The sequence below is a fragment of the Corynebacterium limaceinasi genome (assembly GCF_046717465.1).
Lineage (GTDB): Bacteria > Actinomycetota > Actinomycetes > Mycobacteriales > Mycobacteriaceae > Corynebacterium.
On record NZ_CP177100.1, the window covers coordinates 2,080,088 to 2,098,914 of the forward strand.

At 55.9% G+C, this 18,827-nt stretch carries 14 protein-coding genes; 5 read left to right on the plus strand and 9 right to left on the minus strand.

The genetic code is table 11. From position 1 onward, the window contains the following. Positions 1 to 9 precede the first annotated feature (9 nt). Together purF and ACLI1Q_RS10160 are read right to left on the minus strand one after the other, a co-directional pair. Positions 10 to 1,506 carry an amidophosphoribosyltransferase gene (gene purF, locus ACLI1Q_RS10155; protein ID WP_349819776.1) on the minus strand — a complete coding sequence of 499 codons (1,497 nt, stop codon included), beginning with the start codon at positions 1,504 to 1,506 and terminating at the stop codon, positions 10 to 12. Between the two features lie 10 nt (positions 1,507 to 1,516). Further along, the gene (locus ACLI1Q_RS10160; RefSeq protein WP_411696980.1) at positions 1,517 to 1,921 is read right to left on the minus strand and encodes a sterol carrier family protein; all 405 of its coding nucleotides are present in this window, start codon (positions 1,919 to 1,921) and stop codon (positions 1,517 to 1,519) included. Between the two features lie 33 nt (positions 1,922 to 1,954). Between ACLI1Q_RS10160 and ACLI1Q_RS10165 the strand changes: the two genes are divergently transcribed. The 3 genes from ACLI1Q_RS10165 to ACLI1Q_RS10175 all read left to right on the plus strand — a co-directional run bounded on the left by ACLI1Q_RS10165 (position 1,955) and on the right by ACLI1Q_RS10175 (position 4,937). Continuing rightward, entirely contained in the window at positions 1,955 to 2,965 is a 1,011-nt protein-coding gene (locus ACLI1Q_RS10165; protein WP_284849502.1) for an acyl-CoA thioesterase, read from the plus strand. An 89-nt stretch (positions 2,966 to 3,054) separates the two neighbouring features. Next, a complete protein-coding gene (locus ACLI1Q_RS10170) occupies positions 3,055 to 4,293 on the plus strand; it encodes an asparaginase (RefSeq protein ID WP_284849503.1) in 1,239 nt (412 codons plus the stop codon). A 38-nt stretch (positions 4,294 to 4,331) separates the two neighbouring features. Then, positions 4,332 to 4,937, plus strand: coding sequence for a Panacea domain-containing protein (locus tag ACLI1Q_RS10175; RefSeq protein WP_284849504.1), 606 nt, complete (start codon positions 4,332 to 4,334; stop codon positions 4,935 to 4,937). Between the two features lie 259 nt (positions 4,938 to 5,196). Here ACLI1Q_RS10175 and trhA read toward each other — a convergent pair whose 3' ends face one another. From trhA to ACLI1Q_RS10190, 3 genes are all read right to left on the minus strand, one after another. Next, complete coding sequence (gene trhA, locus ACLI1Q_RS10180) at positions 5,197 to 5,856, minus strand: PAQR family membrane homeostasis protein TrhA (protein WP_284849537.1); 660 nt, start codon at positions 5,854 to 5,856, stop codon at positions 5,197 to 5,199. 169 nt (positions 5,857 to 6,025) lie between these two features. Further along, positions 6,026 to 11,002, minus strand: coding sequence for a DEAD/DEAH box helicase (locus ACLI1Q_RS10185; protein ID WP_284849505.1), 4,977 nt, complete (start codon positions 11,000 to 11,002; stop codon positions 6,026 to 6,028). A gap of 155 nt (positions 11,003 to 11,157) precedes the next feature. Then, positions 11,158 to 12,162, minus strand: a complete 1,005-nt coding sequence (locus tag ACLI1Q_RS10190) for a LysR family transcriptional regulator (protein ID WP_411696981.1) — start codon at positions 12,160 to 12,162, stop codon at positions 11,158 to 11,160. Positions 12,163 to 12,232: 70 nt separating this feature from the next. Here ACLI1Q_RS10190 and ACLI1Q_RS10195 point away from each other — a divergent pair, with 70 nt between their 5' ends. After that, on the plus strand, positions 12,233 to 13,240 hold the full coding sequence (locus ACLI1Q_RS10195; RefSeq protein ID WP_284849506.1) for a TDT family transporter: 1,008 nt from the start codon (positions 12,233 to 12,235) through the stop codon (positions 13,238 to 13,240). On the opposite strand, the gene ACLI1Q_RS10200 is transcribed toward ACLI1Q_RS10195, so the two are convergent. Next, positions 13,237 to 14,445, minus strand: coding sequence for an alpha/beta hydrolase (locus ACLI1Q_RS10200; protein WP_349819779.1), 1,209 nt, complete (start codon positions 14,443 to 14,445; stop codon positions 13,237 to 13,239). The genes ACLI1Q_RS10195 and ACLI1Q_RS10200 overlap by 4 nt on opposite strands. 155 nt (positions 14,446 to 14,600) lie before the next feature. Here ACLI1Q_RS10200 and ACLI1Q_RS10205 point away from each other — a divergent pair, with 155 nt between their 5' ends. After that, positions 14,601 to 15,587 (plus strand): GIY-YIG nuclease family protein, encoded by a 987-nt coding sequence (locus tag ACLI1Q_RS10205; protein ID WP_284849508.1) that lies wholly within the window; start codon positions 14,601 to 14,603, stop codon positions 15,585 to 15,587. On the opposite strand, the gene ACLI1Q_RS10210 is transcribed toward ACLI1Q_RS10205, so the two are convergent. The 3 genes from ACLI1Q_RS10210 to ACLI1Q_RS10220 form a co-directional block, all read right to left on the minus strand. Continuing rightward, positions 15,584 to 16,069, minus strand: coding sequence for a DUF4411 family protein (locus ACLI1Q_RS10210; RefSeq protein WP_284849509.1), 486 nt, complete (start codon positions 16,067 to 16,069; stop codon positions 15,584 to 15,586). The genes ACLI1Q_RS10205 and ACLI1Q_RS10210 overlap by 4 nt on opposite strands. A 3-nt stretch (positions 16,070 to 16,072) precedes the next feature. Next, a complete protein-coding gene (locus ACLI1Q_RS10215; protein WP_284849510.1) occupies positions 16,073 to 17,227 on the minus strand; it encodes an ImmA/IrrE family metallo-endopeptidase in 1,155 nt (384 codons plus the stop codon). A 233-nt stretch (positions 17,228 to 17,460) separates the two neighbouring features. Further along, a complete protein-coding gene (locus ACLI1Q_RS10220) occupies positions 17,461 to 18,744 on the minus strand; it encodes a glycosyltransferase family 87 protein (RefSeq protein WP_284849511.1) in 1,284 nt (427 codons plus the stop codon). Positions 18,745 to 18,827 lie beyond the last annotated feature (83 nt).

Sequence of the window (18,827 nt, forward strand, 5' to 3'; positions counted from 1 at the left end):
TAAGTGTTTTTATTGGGTTCCGAGCAGGGTGCGCACGGCATCGGCATTGGGGTTTCCGGCGGGAAGGCCAAGGGGGTAATCGCCGGAGAAGCAGGCGGTGCACAGCTCGGAGCGAGGCTGCTCTGTGGCGGCGACCATTTCATCGATGGAGACAAAGCCCAAAGAGTCAGCGCCGATGGTCTCGCAGATGGTGGAGCAAATCTCTTCCGGGTCATCGGACGGACTGGCGTTGGCAATGAGCTCGCCGGGCGAGGCGAAGTCAATGCCATAAAAACACGGCCACTTCACCGGCGGGGAGGCAATCCGCACGTGGACCTCGGCGGCGCCGGCCTCGCGCAGCATGCGGATAAGCGCGTGCTGGGTATTGCCTCGCACGATGGAATCATCCACCACGACGAGCTTCTTGCCGTCGATGACCTCGCGCAACGGGTTGAGCTTTAGCCGGATACCCAGCTGGCGCAGGGTCTGCGTGGGCTGAATAAAGGTGCGGCCCACGTACGCATTTTTTACCAAGCCATGTGCAAAGGTGATGCCGGATTCGCGGGCGTAGCCCACCGCGGCCGGGTTGCCGGATTCCGGTACGGGGATGACCAGGTCTGCATCCTCAACCGGGTATTCGCGGGCCAGGCGGCGGCCGATCTCCACGCGGGAGGCATTGACGGAGCGGCCGTTGATATCGCTATCCGGGCGGGCCAAGTACACGTACTCGAAAACGCAGCCGCTGCGCTTGACGGGCGCGAAATTTTCAGAGCGAATGCCCGCCTCATCGATGGCAACGAGCTCGCCCGGCTCGATCTCGCGAATAAACTGCGCACCGCAGATATCCAACGCGCAGGTCTCGGAGGCGACGACCCAACCTTTGGCCAGACGGCCCAAGACGAGCGGGCGCACGCCCTGCGGGTCGCGCGCGGCGTACATGGTATGGCCATCGGTAAAGGTCAAGCAGAATGCGCCCTTCACCCGCGGCAGGAGCTCGCGGGCGGAGTCGAAGACGGAGGTGGTGTCATCGACGCCATCGGCAAGCAGCATGGACAAGCACATCGAGTCAGAAACCGATTCCTCGTGCGGCTTAATCAGGCCGCGCTCGACGGCCTCTGCGCGCAGCTCGAGGTAATTGACCAGGTTGCCGTTGTGGCCCAAGGCAATATCCACGCCCGTAGAGGAGGTGGAAAACATTGGCTGCACGTTGGACCATTCCTTGCCACCGGCCGTGGAATAGCGCGTATGGCCCACCGCCACATTGCCGTTTAAGGCAGAAAGGGTCGATTCATCGAAAATATTGGCCACTAGGCCCATGTCTTTGAAGACGACGATGCGGTCATCATCGCCCACCGCAATGCCGGCGGCTTCTTGGCCGCGGTGCTGGAGAGCAAAAAGGCCAAAGTAGGTAAGTTTGGAGACTTCCTCCCCGGGAGCCCAGACGCCAAAGACGCCACACTCTTCGCGGGGTTCCTCCTCGTTACGATCGTCAAGGTCAGTGATACTAGGAGTATGTACTTCTACCACGGCGTTTATATTAGCGCGTTGGGCCGTCGAAAACTAACGGAATAATCGGCAGCCACTGTGCAATCTCCCCTGAACGCGACCCGGAAGCATCAACGCGACCTGTGTTTTTGACCTCGTTCCAGTCCGTGACACCGGTGGCCAAACGCAGCCAGGTCTCCGCATCCATTTCCACCACATTGGGTGGGGTGCCGCGCGTGTGACGGGGGCCTTCAATGCACTGCACCGCAACAAATGGGGGTACGCGCAGCTCCACCGAATGCCCCGGCGCGTCGGCCTCGAGGGTGCGGGCGGTGCGACGGACGGCATCGGCAAGCAGGGCCCTGCCTGGCTTTTGTTGCCCGTCCGGGTCCTGAATCCAGTCCTTGATGGCGATGACGGCCGTGCGCGTGGCGGCGGGATCAACGGGTTTATGCATAGCCACAGCATAGCGACTGTTATCTTGTTGTTTATGTCATCTACTGACTCCGCTGCGGATTCCCCAAAGTCCCCTGCTCTCACGCTGCGCTTTATGGCATCGCCTACCGATGTCACCATGGCCGGCGCCCCCGGCATCAATGGCGGGCGCGTGCTGGAATGGATCGATAAGGCAGCCTATGCCTGCGCCGTGCAGTGGTCCGGCCAATACTGCGTGACCGCATATGTGGGCCATATCCACTTCACCCGCCCCATTCCCTCCGGGCACATCGTAGAGGTGCGCTCGCGCATTGCGATGACCGGCCGGTCTTCCATGCACATCATCAACGAGGTGCTTTCTGCTGATCCCCGCGAAGGCATTTTCACCCGCGCCTGCGACTGCTTGGTGATCTTCGTAGCCAAGGACCCCGAGAGCAATAAGACCACCCCGGTGCCCACCTTCGTGCCGGATTCCGATGAGCACCTGCGCGTGGCCGAGGCCGCGAAATCCCGCATCGAGCTGCGCAAGGCCATTGAGCAGGAAATGGACAAGCAGACCTACGATGGGCCATCCGATGCCCCGCGCATGGTCAACCGCTTTTTAGCCAAGCCCACCGACGTCAACTGGGGCGGCAAGGTACACGGTGGCACCGCGATGCAGTGGATCGATGAGGCCGGCACGGCCTGCACCATGGAGTGGTCCGGCGAGCGCACCGTGGCCGTCTATGCCGGCGGTATCCGCTTTTATCGGCCCATTTCCATCGGGGATCTCATTGAGGTCGATGCCCGCATGATGCGCACCGATACCCGCTCCATGCAGATGTCCATCCACGTCCGCGCCGACGATCCCCGCGGCGGCCGCGACAATTTAAAGACCGCCATCCACGCCACCGTGGCCTATATTGGCATGGACCGCGATGGGCAGCCGATGACCGCGCGCACCTTCACCCCGCAGACGGAGGAGGACATCCGCTTGGCCGAACACGCCAATATCTTGCGCGAACTGCGCGGCGAGTACTCCCCTAAGCCGCTCATTGTGGCGCCGCATCACCAACACGTGGATTAAATTTTCAATACATTTTCTATGGCGCGGCGCTTATACCCTAGCGTGGTATTAAATAGGTAACAGAAACCACGCTAGAGAAATGAGCTGATATGTCTAACCCACGCCTGCGCCGCAGGGTGCAGTACTCCGCCGCATTAGTTGCCTCCGCATTATTGTTGGCCTCCTGTCAGAACCCGGCCAACCAGACAGACAAGGATGATGCCTCCGCCACGCAGACGACCAGCTCGTCTGCGTCCACCACGGAAGAAACCTCGGAGTCATCCACCACGGCGTCGAGCTCCAACTCCGCGACCAGCTCCAGTAGCGCCAGCAGCTCCGCTACGAGTTCGAGCTCCAGCAGCGCCACCTCCTCCAAGGCGGCTGGCGCAGCGGCCAAGGAGCGCTCCGCCATTGAAGGCCACGTCGTGGTTCTTTCCACCGGCGGCACCATCGCCAGCACCCATGATGACAAGGGCGCGGTGGTTCCCACCGTCACCGGCTCTGACCTGGTAGAGCCACTGTATGGCGAATTCGATAAAGACAAGCTCGATCTTGAGGTCAAAGACATCGCTAATCTCGATTCTTCCGCGATGAACTTGGCTGATACCGATAAGATCATCACCGCCGTGCACGAACAGCTGCAGCGCGATGACGTCGATGGCATCATCGTCACCCACGGCACGGACTCCATGGAAGAAACCGCCATCGCGCTCGATACCTTCCACGACAGCGACAAGCCCGTGGTGCTCACCGGCGCGATGCGCCCCTTCGATGACTCCGACCCAGATGGGCCAGAAAACCTCGCCACCGCAGTAGAGACCGTCACGAACCCTGATTACGCGGGCCACGGGACGTTCATCGCCTTTGGCGGTAAGGTCATCCCCGCCCGCGGCGCATTCAAATCCGATACGGAAAAGGCCGACGGCTTTGCCACCAATAGCGAAGAGAAGTTCCCCGAGCGCCCAGCAGCCCTCGACTACTCGCCTCTTCGCGATGTTCGCGTCGACATCATCGCCGCCTACCCCGACGCGCCCGCCGATCTGATTGAGCAGTCCCTGGCCAAAGGCGCACAGGCCATCGTGATTGAGGGCATGGGTTCCGGCAACATCGGCCCGGATCTGGCCAACGCCGCCATGGAAGCCGCCAAGACCGTTCCGGTTGTACTTACCACCCGCGTGGATCACGGCCCCGTCGCCGGTATTTACGGCGGTGCCGGTGGCGGCGCCACGCTTGCCGATGCCGGTGTTATCACCTCCGGCGATCTCCGCGCGCCGCAATCCCGCATGCTGCTGGCTGCCGCCGTGGCCACCGGAACCGATGCACAAGCGCTCTTTCCTGCTAACGGATGAGGCCGTATAATTTGTCGCAGCACTGAAAGGAGGAGAGCATGGCTAGCATTGTAGATGCGGGACAATACATCACTGAACGTATTCCCAATGTAGATAAGCTTAAGCTGTACAAGCTGTGCTACTTTTCCCAAGGCTGGCATTTCGCGTGGACAGGGCGGCCAATGTTTTGCGAAGAGTTTCAGGCTTGGCGGCATGGCCCCGTCTCCCGTGAGCTACACGCTCGGACATGGCAGGTAGCGGGCTCCCACCGTCCTTGGCCGGTTCCTTGCGTGCCTGGGGGCCTTAGCGAAAATCTAAGTGCATACGAGCGCGAAGTAGTAGATAGCATTATTACTTTCTACGGTGGCGTTGACTCCACCGAGCTGTCTGATTTGAGTCATGGACTTGCCTGGAACAAGGCCCGTCGTGGCATTGCGAAAGATCAAAAATCGAACGAGGTTCTCCAAGCTACGGCAATACTTCAAGAGTTTTCCCAAGCATTAGACTCGCGCAAGCCCACTCCTCAATCTCCGCTTCAATCACCAGAAGTTCTCTTACCCAATGTCGAACTCGACGAGGACGTGGAGCAGATTTTAGCTTCACCACAAGCCAAGCAAGTCGAACACGACTGGCGGGAAACTTTCCGGATTTTGGCGAACCGCTAAACAGGCATGCCATCTAATGAAGAAGTACCAACGGACGAGGAAAAGGTCGCCAACTTCCTCGTCCGTGTCGCATGCAAAATGCAGAAGCTGGGGCAGATTTAGTTACTTCTATAACCGCTTCTGAAGACGATCTTGACAACCTCGTATTACGAGCCAGCGCTATTTTCAGAAAATGGACGGTACCGGCTTAGTGTTGCTTAAGTAAGAGATTCGTATACGCGCTCACCCAGGCACTTCGGATTACGATGAAGAACGTGGTTTAGCTAGCCCCTACGACAACCTGCCACACCGCCACGAGGTGCACCACCGCCGCCGCGATGGTCGCGGTGTGGAAGTGCTCGTGATAGCCGTAATAACGCGCGTTGCGCCCTGGCCACTTAAAGCCATAGACCAGCGCACCCACGGAGTAGACCACCCCGCCGGCCAGCAGCAGCCAGACCACCGCCGGACCAGCCTGGCTCCACAGCGTGGGCAATAGCGGTAGCACCAGCCAGCCCAGCGCCAAATAGACCACAACGTCCAACCATCTCGGGTGCTCAATCCACACCAGGCTCAATATCACGCCCAAAATCGCACCCGCCCACGCAGTGGCTAGCATCCAGGCAGCCTGGCCTGGGGATAACGCAATCAAGCACAACGGTGTGTAGGTCGCGGCAATGAACACCGCAATCGTGGCGTGATCCGCTCGGCGCCACCACTGCACCGCCCGGGGACTAGCCCACGGGTAGCGGTGGTAGAGCGCGGATACACCAAAAAGGCCCACCAAGCCCAAGCCGTAGACAGTAACGCCTAGTCCCTGCCACCACTGCAGCGTCATCCACGCATACGTAATAAGCACGGTGGAGGCAATGACAGAAAGCAACGCCGCCAGCGCATGACCCCAGCCACGGGTCAGCGGCCGCTCGCCGCGGTCCGCCATCCAATAGGTGCGCTGCACCAAGCCTTCCTTAAAGGAATACTTCCCCGCTTCTTGACTGCCTTCAGTATGTATCTGAGCCACAGCGATACTTCTTTCTCCCACTAAAGCTAAGTTACGATACCGTAAGTCTACGGGCGTAGGCGGGAAGCTTCAAGGGTGCAAACCACAACTATGCACCTGTATCAGAATCCAAGTCATCCACGATCCGCACGGTCTCCATCGCCACGCGAGTAACCTTGCCAATCAGGTCCACGATGTAGCGCGGGTTGCCCACCTCATCGGCCCAATCGTTCGGGTCATTCACAATCCCGGAGGCCTTGTCCTTCTTCACCTGATACCGGTCAATCAACCACGCCACCGCTGAGCGCGAGCCCAGCATGTACTGATCCGCCTCTGCCGGAATACCGGAGATGGTCACCTGCTTGTTGTAGATCAGCTTCGTCACATCGTTGACGTTCTTGCCCGTTTCCGGGTCCTTGCGCTTGGCCCACTTCATCTTCTGCACGCGCCAAGTCTCACGGTTGGACTCATCACCCTTGACCTGGATATCCAGCGGCCACGGTTCCACAGACTCATAATCCACGTGCAACGCCATGAGTTCCTTACCCGCCGCGACAAACTTATCGAACTCCGCACGCGAGCTTGGCGTTTCAATATGCGGCAACATCTTCTTCAAATCCGCCGCATACTGCGTGCGATAGGCCGGGTCATGCAACTTTCCATACACAAAGTGGAAGATGTCATCACCCGAGACATCACCGCCCAACGCATCCCGGTAAATCTGCTTAATCTCATCCGTGATGTTGTCTACCCGCACATACCCATCAACAACCTCACCGACCTGGCCGTACGTACTGGCTTCGCCCTGCTTAACGATGCCTCCTTTACCGAACAGGCCACCGTCTTCCGCATCGACCGGCGACCAGGTAAAGCGGGTAAAGAATTGCGATCCTTCAGAACCATAGAAATTGAGATCTGGAATCTGGTCCACCGCGAGCATGGTGTACGGCTTGCTTGCACCAACCGTGGGTTGCAGATACCCAACATTGGAGTGCTCTGGAGTCGGGAACATTGAGGGGAGTTGATACTGGCGGTGCATCAATCTCGGGTCTCGATACAACCTTTGAGGGAAGAACGGTCGATAATAAGCATTTGCTGTAACCCTCATATCTAGCTCGATTTTTTCGTTCTTCTGAGCCCGCTTTTGAAGAATGTCAGTCCACTTAATTCCGTTTAAGAATTGGTCATTTTCTTTCAACCAATCCTTAAAGGGAACTGAGCTTTCTTCGCTATTGTAAGATTTTGTCGCCTTTGAATAATTATCGAGAAAAACCTGCATATTGTCTCGCAAGTGTTTCATCGACAATGAATACACCCATGCGTCACGGCTAGTTGCGACGCCCGATGAAAGTTTTCCGAAGATCTTCTGGGCCACCTCACCTTTACTACCTATAGCGGGCCAAGTCTCGAACTCTTCAGAGCGTTGGTTCAACCAGTCGCCTTCTTTGTTCGGTTTGATAGATTGCCAGTCAATGGTTTCTATCGAGGAGGAATCGACGATACTTAGTTTTTCTTCAGCGGTGAGGTAGTCACCGATGTCTCGGTAGTGCAGCTGGAAACCAGACTTTGTGGGATCTTTGATGCCGATGGTGATGGCTACAGTGCTACGAGAACCAGAACCGAAGATTTTTCCGCCTTCCTTTCGTGACTGTTCACCAGCAGTGCGCTGGTTGCCGCGTAAGTTAAAAATATAAAGATCGGTGAAGTCCTCGGCCATCGACAAGCGCACGCCGTCACCCGTATTGCCGTCGATCCACCCGCCGTTCGAGACAAATGCTACGACGCCCTGGTCACCGATGCGGTCGGTAGCCCATCGGAAAGCGCGCAGATAAGAATCATAAAGTGAATTCTTTAACTGTGCCGTGGATTTGGCCGCGTAGGTATCAGCGATACGCTTATCCAGGCTGGGATACTTCTGGTTAGCGTTGAGGTCGTTCGCGGACTTTTGGCCGGCGGAGTATGGCGGATTACCAATGACCACGTTGATGGGCGCGTTCTTTTGACGCTCGATGGTGGCGTTGTTCTCGCGGAAAATGTTGAGGTCTGGAATATCGCCATCTTCGTGGACTTGGAAGGTATCCGCCAAGGCAATATTCGTAAACGGCACGTAGTCCGGTGTTGGTTCACCATTGCGCTGCGCGGCTTCCTCACGCAGGGCGTTGTAGGTGGTCTCGATATTGACGGTGGAGACGTAGTACGCCAGCAACATAATCTCGGTGGCGAATAGCTCGTTGGCATATTTGCGTGCCATGTCTTCTGGCTTAATCAGCCCAGACTGCAACAAGCGCACCATAAACGTCGAGGTCCCAGCGAAAGGATCGAGGATGCTCACGCCCTCATCGCTAAGCCCCTTGCCGAAGTGCTTGCGGGAGACCTCATCGGCAGCGCGCAGGATAAAGTCCACGATTTCCACTGGGGTATAAACAATGCCAAGGGCTTCTGCTTGCTTCTTAAAGGCCTTGCGGAAGAAACGCTCATACAGTTCCTTAATCACCTGCTGTTTACCGGAAGCAGAGGTTACCTCGGACGCACGCACGCGCACGGACTCGTAGAACTTTTCCAGCGATTCGGTTTCTGTATCAAGGTTCGCCCGGGATAGAGCCGCAACCATTTTCTCCATGACTTGGGCTACGGGGTTGTGCGTAATGAAGTCATGGTTTTCAAATAGCGCATTGAACACCGGTGCAGTAATTAGGTGTTGCGAGAGCATGGAGATGGCATCATCAGCGGTGATGCCATCGTTCAAGTTATTGCGCAGGCCCTCGACAAACTCATCGAATTCTTGGCGCAGATCCTCATCGGCGTTGTCTACCAGCGCGGTAATACGGGTGACTTGGTTTTCTGCGATGGTGGCCACGTCATCGGCCCAGTCTTCCCAGTAGGTGCGGGTACCGACCTTATCCACTAGCTTGGTGTAAATGGCCTCTTGCCATTGCTCCAGAGAGAATAACGCAATCTGCTGCGTCATGGCCGAGGAATCTTCAAAAGCCTCAGGGGACTTGGTGCGATCTGCCTCAGCAAGCTTTTCTTTATCGCTTTTCTCCTCGTCACCGCCAACATGGTTGACGTCAATAGGCAATTCATCTTGCGCGTTTGCACCATTGAGCGCAATGGAATTGATCTTGGCATTGAAGCGATCATCGTGTGCACGCAGTGCGTTGAGAATCTGCCAGACCACCTTGAAGCGTTGGTTGTCATTCAGGGCTTGCGAGGGTGACACGTCCTGTGCGACAGCGACCGGCAAGATGATGTAGCCGTAATCCTTGCCCGCCGATTTACGCATCACGCGACCCACGGACTGGACCACATCCACCATGGAATTGCGGGGGTTGAAGAAGATGACCGAGTCCAGCGCCGGTACATCCACGCCCTCCGAAAGACAGCGCGCATTGGTAAGTATCCGGGCTTCATTTTCGGCCGCGGGCGATTCAATCCAGGACAACTTCGTCCCGCGCTCCATGGCGTTCATGCCACCATCGACGTGCTGAGCGGAAATGTTCAGGTCGACGTTGGTTAAGGAGACATCACTAAGCGCCGCTTTGTCCTTGAGCAACTCTTGATGAGTCCTAATCAGGGAAGGAAAGCTCTCCGCAATTTGCTCAGAAGTCTTAATATCCTTGGCAAAGGCCACCGCGCGCTGCATGGGCTGCGCGTTTTCGTCGAAACCGCCCTTCTTTCCCTGCAACTCACCCGAGCGTTTAGCCAGGCCATTCCACGCACCGATCATCGCAGAAGCCAGCGTCAGGTTGATCTGGTTGTTTTCACTATGAGCCATGGCGTTAGCTGCCACGGATTCATCGACGGTCATCACGAGGACCTTGTAGTCCGTAAGCAAGCCCTTGTCCACGGCCTCGCCGAAGCCCAAACGATAGAACTCCGGTCCATAGATTCCCTCATCATCCATGGAGGTCAGCTCCGCCGAGTGCTCTGCGGCTTTGCCTTTAACAGCGTCATCGAAAAGCCGTGGCGTTGCAGTCATATACAAGCGCTTAGCAGCCTTGATGTAATCCGAATCGTGCACGCGCACGAAGTTGCTGGAGTCCTCCCCAGCCAAGGTAATGCCTGTGGTGCGGTGGGCCTCATCGCAAATGACCAGATCAAAATCATCTAGGCCCTGCTGCTGCGCTTCATGGACCGCCGGCAGGGACTGATAGGTAGAAAAGACGATATTGAGGCCCTTGGCGCGCTTGCCAGAAGCAAAGCGCTGCGTAATCTCCTCACCGTCCGTAGATACAGGAACCTCGAGGTCATAGACCGCAATGTCTTCCGCCTTCTTCGAAACCTTCGAATCCGAGCACACCGCGAAGGCACGCATGTCTAGGCGGCCTTGAGCAGTCCACTCCTTTAGTGTCTGCGACAACAAGGAGATGGAAGGAACGAGGAACAGAATGCGGGCTTTGCCACCATTCTCTTCTGCGACGCGCTCCGCCAGGCGCAGCGCGGTAAACGTCTTACCAGTACCGCAGGCCATGATGAGCTTGCCGCGGTCATGGGTATTAAATCCCTCGATGGCCTTATCAATGGCCGTTTGCTGGTGCGGGCGCGGTTCGAAAGTTTCGCGCTGGGAGAGGTTAATCTGGATATTTTTATCCTGCACCTCAGAGCCGGGAAAGGCCACATCCCAGTTGATCGGGGACTCTGCAATGGTCGAAAGGCCGATGCGGCTGGTGGGAATCATCTGGTTGGCCAACGCCGTTTCCGCATGTGAAGACCAATGATCCGTGGTGGAGATAATCATGCGGCTGCCAAAGTATTCGCTGCCGTTTTCGGTCTCAAAGGAATGCCCTGAGGCCTCAAAGAAAGAATCGAGATGAGATTTCTGGATGCGCGCATTGGAAGCGTAGAACTTGCACTGGATGGCCATCCACGTGCCGTCATCCACCCGGCGGGCAACCAAGTCAATTCCCGTATCCGCCTTGCCGCCGTTATAGCGCCAATCAACCCAGCGGCTGACCTCATCAAATTGCGTTCTCAAAGTCGGATCGGTACGGAAAAAATTCACCATGAGCTTTTCAAAGGCGATGCCGTACTTCGCCTGTGGTTGGTTTTCGCGCAGCTGTTCAAGGACCTCAGAGAACTTTGACATAGAAGTATTATGCCTGACGGTGCTTCAGGTTTCCTTCGCTATTGCTGCATTTCGCTAGCTGTATCCCGATGAAATGACTGGCTCAAGTGCTTCAGCCCGTTTGTGTACGGAGACTGATTACGCAGAGCTGGATATATTTTGAATCTTTGGGTGTTTTAGTCTCCGCACCCACCCGCATAGTCCACAAGGAAGCGCACAAACTGTTGGGCCGGATCAGAAAGGCGATTCTGCGCCCTCCACACCACCCGTAGCGGCCGGTCAAAGCTGATTCCCACCACCGGAACCTCTACGTATTCACCTGTGGCTAGCTGTGGCTCCACCGCTCGCCGTGCGATAATCCCCGGCGCACCCAGAGCGCCTATCGCAGTACGTTGAGCTCCCAGAGACCCGAACTCCCCTGCCGGCGGGGCGAGCATTCCCAGAATATCCGCCACCACCTCTCGTGTGCCGCTTCCCTGTTCACGCAGCACCAAGGGCGTGGATTGCAGCTCCTCCTTCGTCACTGGAGCTACCCTCGTTTCCGATGCTGACGCTGAGGGGATCGCTGGCTGATTGTGATTGTGTGGCTTTGCCCAGCGGTGTTCTGCGGGGACAACAACCACGAGTTCATCGTGTCCGACCACACGCTCGTGCAGTTCGTGGGCCACCCAGTGGCCCTCAACAATCGCTAATTCTGCCTGCCCTTGAACCACGTGGCGCTGCGCCTCTCGACTATTGAGCTGGCGCATGTGCAGATAAGCGTGTGGGTGAGCGCGTTGGTAGGCCGCGGCCCAGCGGGGGTAGTCCACTTCGGCCACAGTATGAGAAACCACCAAGTTAATATCCTCGGTGGCCCCAACCCCAACGGCTGTTTCGAGGCCACGCGCGCATTCGTTCAAGGCGCCTTCTAACCCCTCGAGCACACGGACGACTTGGCTGCCTACTTCTGTGACGGAACTACCCGCGGCTCCGCGCCAAAAAATGCGATTATTGAGGCGTTTTTCAAACTTGGCGATGCGCGTACTAACCGTTTGTTGGGAGACATTCAGGTGTTTCGCAGCCTGGTTCATACCCCCATATCGAGCTACAGCAAGGACGGCATCAACCGTCAAAGCATCGGGAACGTAGCTGCGTCGAACGGGAGAGAATCCATCGTTACCATCTTCTCGTGAGGGGTACATTCATTTATTGTAACCCCGTTCGGATTATGCGCTCTCCCGCGCACATCAAGCAGTGCCTAACCTGAAAAATATGTTAAAGGTTCGCAATGAGATAGAACTTCCTCCGCTGGGTCCTGGCTGGGCCGGAGCGGTAATGGGGCTCGGAATCTCCTCGTCTCTCATCGATGCTCACCTGAGCCCAACCCTGGGCCACCTTCCCGCAGAAATCATGCTCAGCGTCGCAACGCTTGTCGCCCTAGCGCTCTCAATAAGTTTCATTAAGTACCGTAAGCCAGGGTTTAACGCCAAAGCCATGCCTGCGTGGGGCATGGTCTCCATGGGCATCCTAGCTTTGGGTAGTGCCTACTCTCTCATCTTGGATGCCTGGCTGATCCACACAGTGTGTTGGGCAATAGGAGGCGTTTTAAGCGTAATTACCTGTATAAAGTATCTAAAGTTCCTTGTCCTCAAACGCCCCGACTCTCCGGCCTTTACCTGGGGACTGCCACTAGTAGCGCCCATGGTTACTGCAACTTCCTCGGCGCAGCTGGCACCGCAAGCAGGCGAGTGGGGTTCGATTGTCCACGGTATTGGCGTGTTCTGCTTTTTCCTGGCTTTGGTCACAGGACTGCCCATGTTCGTCCTCGTTTATCGGCGAGTCTTTTCCACGGTTCCCACCAGCTTGGTTGCCACCACCTGGATCCCACTGGGTCTTGTCGGCCAATCCACCGCGGCAGCACAACTACTCGCCGGCGACCAATGGCACTTCCGCGCCATGGTCTACGGTGTCGCGATGCTCAGCGTCGGTGTCCCTCTATCGATCTATGCAATTATCAAGCATTGGGGAACAGCCCTTAGTAACACCCCAATGTCCTATAACCCCACGTGGTGGGCCAGCACCTTCCCCGTGGGCACCTGCTGCCTCGGCACACAGACCTTATCCACGCAACCCGCCGCGCTCGAGTGGGGTATGAGGTGGATGAATACCGTCAGCGCCGCCCTGCTAATTCTGCTCCTCCTCCACGTCACCTGGGCAGCTTTTGGAGCCATCAAGGTCAGCAATCTGAACCACGGGCACTCTTTCCTTCAGGCGGCCTAAACACGAAACCAAGGTTTACCAACCAACCATTGTTTCTTCGGGTCGTGCTCGCTGAAAAACGCGGGCATCGCCTGGAGAAGATGTTGGTTCCACACCCCGTGCGCGCTAAGGGCGGAAGCATGATCGGCGTGCGGACGCACATACTCGCTAAGCTCGATGCCTTTCTGGTGCGCTAAGCGGCGGAAATCATCATAGCTTTCCGGTGGAACAAGGCGGTCGTGGTCACTGCGGACAATCTTGATGGGTGGCATGTCCTTGGTGAGGTGCGTAGCTGAGGTGACGAAATCTGCACGGTCGGGATATTCCTCGGGCGTTCCACCCAGGTATTTCTGCACGGTATCGCGGGAACCCTGCGCGGCATAAGGATCGTCAGAATCATAGATGTGGCGGACATCGAGGGCCGGTGAGTCCGCATACACGGCGCGGGGAACGGCCGGCGTGCCGGGACAATCGGCGGAAGGTAAGTGGTTGGGGTGCGCGGCGGCATCGGCAGTCGCATTCAGCACCAACTGGCCGCCGGCGGATTCGCCGTATGTAAAGAAACGCCCTGGGTCGCCGTCATAATCTGCGGCATGGGCGTTGACCCAGTTCATCGCGCAGCCCACCTGCCCCGCTACCACCTTCCACGTGGGCTGATCCCAGCTGGACAGCGTGTAATCGATGGATAATACGAGGTAGCCGCGCTGCGCCATCTGCCGCATATTGAACGCCTGGGAGTGCTTGTTCATCTGATCCCAGCCGCCGCCGTGGACATACATCATCACCGGGTGGGTGCCGCCATCATTGGGCGTATAAATATCCATGTCTAGGTCCTCGCCATGGAAGAAATCGTAGGCCACCGTGTGATCGGGGCCTTCATCGGTGCTTTCCACACCGGCCCAGCTCAACGCGGCGCGAATATCTACGTCGGTCCCCTGCTCCTTCGCAGCATGAATCTGCGTCCCAAAAAGCGCTATTCCTGCAATGAGCGCAACCGCCGCGAACGCGCCTGGCACGTAAAAGCTGCGGGAGGCGAACCTTCCTAGCACCGCAAGCAGCAAGAGAATAAGGGAAAAGATAATCACCGGCCCTACGTACTGCGGGCCAATAAGCGCACCGGCGCCCCAGTACGGGATATGCGGCGTAAACGGCGCCACCGCAAGCCACAGCGAGAGGAAAGCTACAAGCGCAAGCGGGACGGACAGCAACCGGGCAACGATCTTCATACCGGCAACGTTAGTCCTCGTTTCCGGAAATGCATGGTGGAGATTCTGCTTTCAGTAAGAGAACCGGAGTCACTCGCAAGTGTTTCCGCGCTTTTACGAGGAAGTCACGACCACAGCCTGATTAACTTGAACCAGACGAATAAAGTGGGAAAGCAATGAGTAATCTCCGATTCAAAAGGTGGGACTACACCTCCGATGTGGCTCCCTCGGCAGTCTTGACGCTGAAAAATCCATGCGGCATCTATGTGCTTGAGTTTTCCAATGGCGAGCAATACGTGGGTCAGTCAGTGAATTTTCCCTCGCGCCTAGCGGACCACCGGCGAACCTACCCTGACATCGTTGCCGTAAATTTCTGTCCGGTTCCTGCGAGGGACCTCAACATGGCAGAATATGGCGAGATTCAACGCCGCCGAAAAGCAGGAATTCTACTGCGCAATAAGACACTCCTCGCACAGCCTTTGGGCGATTCCCCACTCGATGCGCTCATAGATCAGCAAGTCCAAGCCAAATGGCTCGACGTAGAAGCTACCGATGAAGGAGAGGTCGAAATCGGCGACCGAGCCGTTACCGCTAAAAAGCGAAACCTTTCAAATAAAAAGTTCGAGGAGCTTAGAAAGCAGCCTGGATGGGAGGACATTTTAAGGTCGCTGTCCGCTTACGTGGCATATGTCATCCCCTATCCACATCTGACGGAGAAGAAAATCTGGACCGTCACGGCGATGCCCTCTACAAACAGGTCCGCTATCGATCGCCGTGTGGCCACTTTGAGCATTAACAACGTGGAAATGCTCTTCCTAAGAATTAGTCGCAATTCCAAAGGCGGAACTTGGAAGCCCTGCACGACATTAAATATCGCTGATACCTACGAGCCGCCGGCGTATATGCGCGGCTACACGTTCAGAAGTAGTTATCGTTCAGCAGGCCCTGTTAAGACCATCCTGTATCCCGGAGACTTCGCAATCGATGAGCTTTTGATGGAAGATTCGATCCTGCTTGCTGCTCGTGAATTGGCGCTCGGCCAAATGCGAAAGGGCACGACGATGTTTTCGAAGTACCATAGCGACGCTCTCGCGGACGAGATATTCACCTACATACACGCGGTTTTAGCTCCACAAAGTTCTATACCACATACAGGAGACTAAATACTGATATTAAGTTTTCTTAAGAAATCAATACCACCCAAACACTCGACGCCAAAGTACTGTGCTACATCCGGAATCTTCACTCGTGCTTTTCCATTTGGCGCGGGTTTCTCGTTGGTTACAATCTTCGCTTTATGCCGATACGCGGAGGCAACTAACCAAGAATCTGCAGCATCCAAAAATATATTTACTGCGTTTGGTTTGTATTTAGGCTCGCGCTCCGTACTGACCCAACGTGTCATTTCTTCATAAGCTAGGATTTCTGCCTTATCAGGAGACAACCGCTGACTGGGCCGGACAAGGTTTTCATACCACGCAAAGCGAGGATGCCCCCAGTTCTTCATTTCTTCGTGGACCTCATCATGGAAGCAAATCCCCGGAACGAAAAGCTTCGTCTCAAGCTCTTTCCATAAGCTAGGGAATATATCTTCTGGATAAGTAGTCGTTAACTCACCAAGAAAACTCGTATCGATGACGTACATCGCTTATACCGCTTTTCTTCCCGAAGATCGTGCAGACGACACAAGCTTTTCAAAGGAATCATACGTAGTTGTTCCCAGAAGACTTGCAGCTTGTTTTTCAGGTAGGACTCCTGATTCTGCGGCGTCTAATACTGTCTCAAAAAATCTCTCTCCCACCCTTGATTTAATTAAAACATGGCGGGGAGGCGCACCTTTAGCATCTCGTGAAGTCTTTATTAGCGCCTGTTCTTTCCGGAACCGTGCCGCAAGTGGAATAGCTTCTTCTTGTGGGACAATTCCAAGTCCTACTAGCCGCCACAACAATGCTTCGCGGCTCATACCGTATATCTTGGATAGCGTTGATACCTGTTCCTCTAGCTCGTCAGTGGGCTGGAAATCCTCCCTTAAGGAAGCTCCCGGGCACAAGAAGGCCGCAGCAAATTGATTACACCATTGCTCAGTTTCTAGGCGCTCCGAATGATCAGAAATTCCGGGTTTACCAAGCACAACGTGCGCCAATTCGTGCGCAATACTAAAAAGCTGGGCTGTCTTGGTATCGCGGGTATTGATGAAAACTAGGCAGTAGCCATCCTCTTCAAGGGTGAATCCACGAAATTCCTCTACATTAAGTGCCCTACGGGTGGAGTTTTCGGCAATGGAGTTTCGGGCGACGAGTATCCCGGCATCTTCCATCAATGAAACCAATTCACGAACTTTGTCACGCCCAGGAAGAGGAGCTTCTTGCTTGAGGCGGAGCGCGTCCCGAACGCTACTAGCAGCAACCGCTGCAGACTCAGAAATCGTCGCGCTACGGAAAAGCTCCGGCGGATCAATTCCTATGTCCCGTGCGTATTCGGCGTACCAATCGAGGCGAGTCTGGGAAGCGAACATGACTTCCTGCAGCTCTGGGCTGACCGTATCGAGCTGCTCATTGCGCACGGTTCTAAAATCCGCGACCTCAACTCCATCGCCTGTGGGGGCATCGAGAAGCAGCCTGCCGAAAGGGATGTGAGCTTTCTTCGCTAGGTCTTTCGCTTGTTTTAGAGTGGGACGCTCTTCACCAGTTTCCCATTCATGGATTTTGGGGAATTGCTTGAGTAGCGCGGATTGTGAGAGCCCTGTGCGGGATACCGCCCAAGCGAGCACAGCAGTTTGAATCATCACTCGTACAGGTGCCATGACGATCCTCCTTCACTGTCCATAGATCTTAAATAGTAGCGTAAACCAAACAATAAGGCCCGGCCGAGGTCGGCAGCATCGGCAAGCGCATTCAGCACCAACTGCCCGCCGTGGATATACACCATCACTGAGTGGGTGCCACCATCATCGGGCGGATAGCAGCCGGGCAGCGATCTTCAAGTCCTCGGTTCCGGAGGTGCGTGGTAGCGGATTTAGTGGAGAAAAGCCGCCTACTAACTCGCCTTTTTGAAGGAAAGGCGGCGGTCCCGCAGAGGCAGGGCGTCCTTCCGGCTTAACTCCGCGATACACAGTGCGATGACGAAGCCCACCAAGGCGATGAAAGAGGACCACGACAACCACATATCAGAATCTGCCTTGGCCAGTGGTGGGAAGAAGAAGAGCCCCAAGACCGGCACAACATAAATGATGCGATTCTGCCCGCGGGCCAGAACGCCTAGCAGTGGCAATACGGCACACAAGACGTAATGGTCCCACAAGATATTGGCGGTAGCCGTAAGAACCGTAAAGATGCCGACGGCAGCAATGCGCCACGGCTCCTGTGACCGCAAAGCGGTAACAATAACCAGCGCAATCAATGCCAGGGCTACAAAAGGCGGAATAAGGCTGGCAACCAGTGAAGGATCATGGACGATGGTGACAAGAATGCTGTCATCTTCAACGCGGTTGGTGCTCAATTGGGAAGCAATCGATCCGTTGACAGGAGCGACCATTATTGCCGCCTTGATGTCCTGAAGGGTATCCCACCAAGAGGTAAACACGTCCCAGCCAGAAACGACGATTGAGTAGAGTACAGCAACGGCTCCTGTCCCGAGTGCTACCAATCCCGCTTTCCGCGCCCGCGGGAAAACCACGCAGATGAGCACGAGAATAATGGGGGTTAGCTTCACTGCAGATACAAGCCCTAGTGCAATTCCCGCGCGCACTGGGTGCACGCGAGCAGCAGCAAGGCCGTAGGCAACTCCCGCAAAAATCAGCGGGCTCGTCTGGCCAAGTAGCAACGATGATTGAAAAGCTACCGATGCCCAGCCCAAGAGGATTCCAAAAAGCAAGGCCATGGTTGGTATCTCTTCTTCAAACCACAAGAACCAGGCGGAGACTATCAGCACCACCAACGCCCAACCGGAAGCAATCGCGAGTAAAATCACGGAGACATCAAAACTCATGACCCGCACGACCAGGCTCATCACATCCGCGAGAAATGGGACGTGAACATAAGGGTGCGGGAACTCAGTGACATCAGAGTGGGCGATGGTGTCTAACCACACATCACCACGTGGCAGTGCGAAATCGCGTTCATCGATTCTATATAGATGCTCCCGATTTCCATCGCGAACGAGCAATCCAGCAATCCATAGCGCACCCCAGTCACCGTAATTCAGTTTTCCGGCAGAAATTGCGGCAACCACGAGGCCAAACACCAGCCCAATACAATGGTGGTACCACCGCAGCACTGTTGATGCGGGCGCGGAGGCTTGATGGCGGGAATGCGCGCTCATGGGACTCCTAATATAAAAATTTCGATTCGAGACAGAGAGAAAGGGCGATGCTCATTGGGCAACGGCCCCGATCACCGAAGATA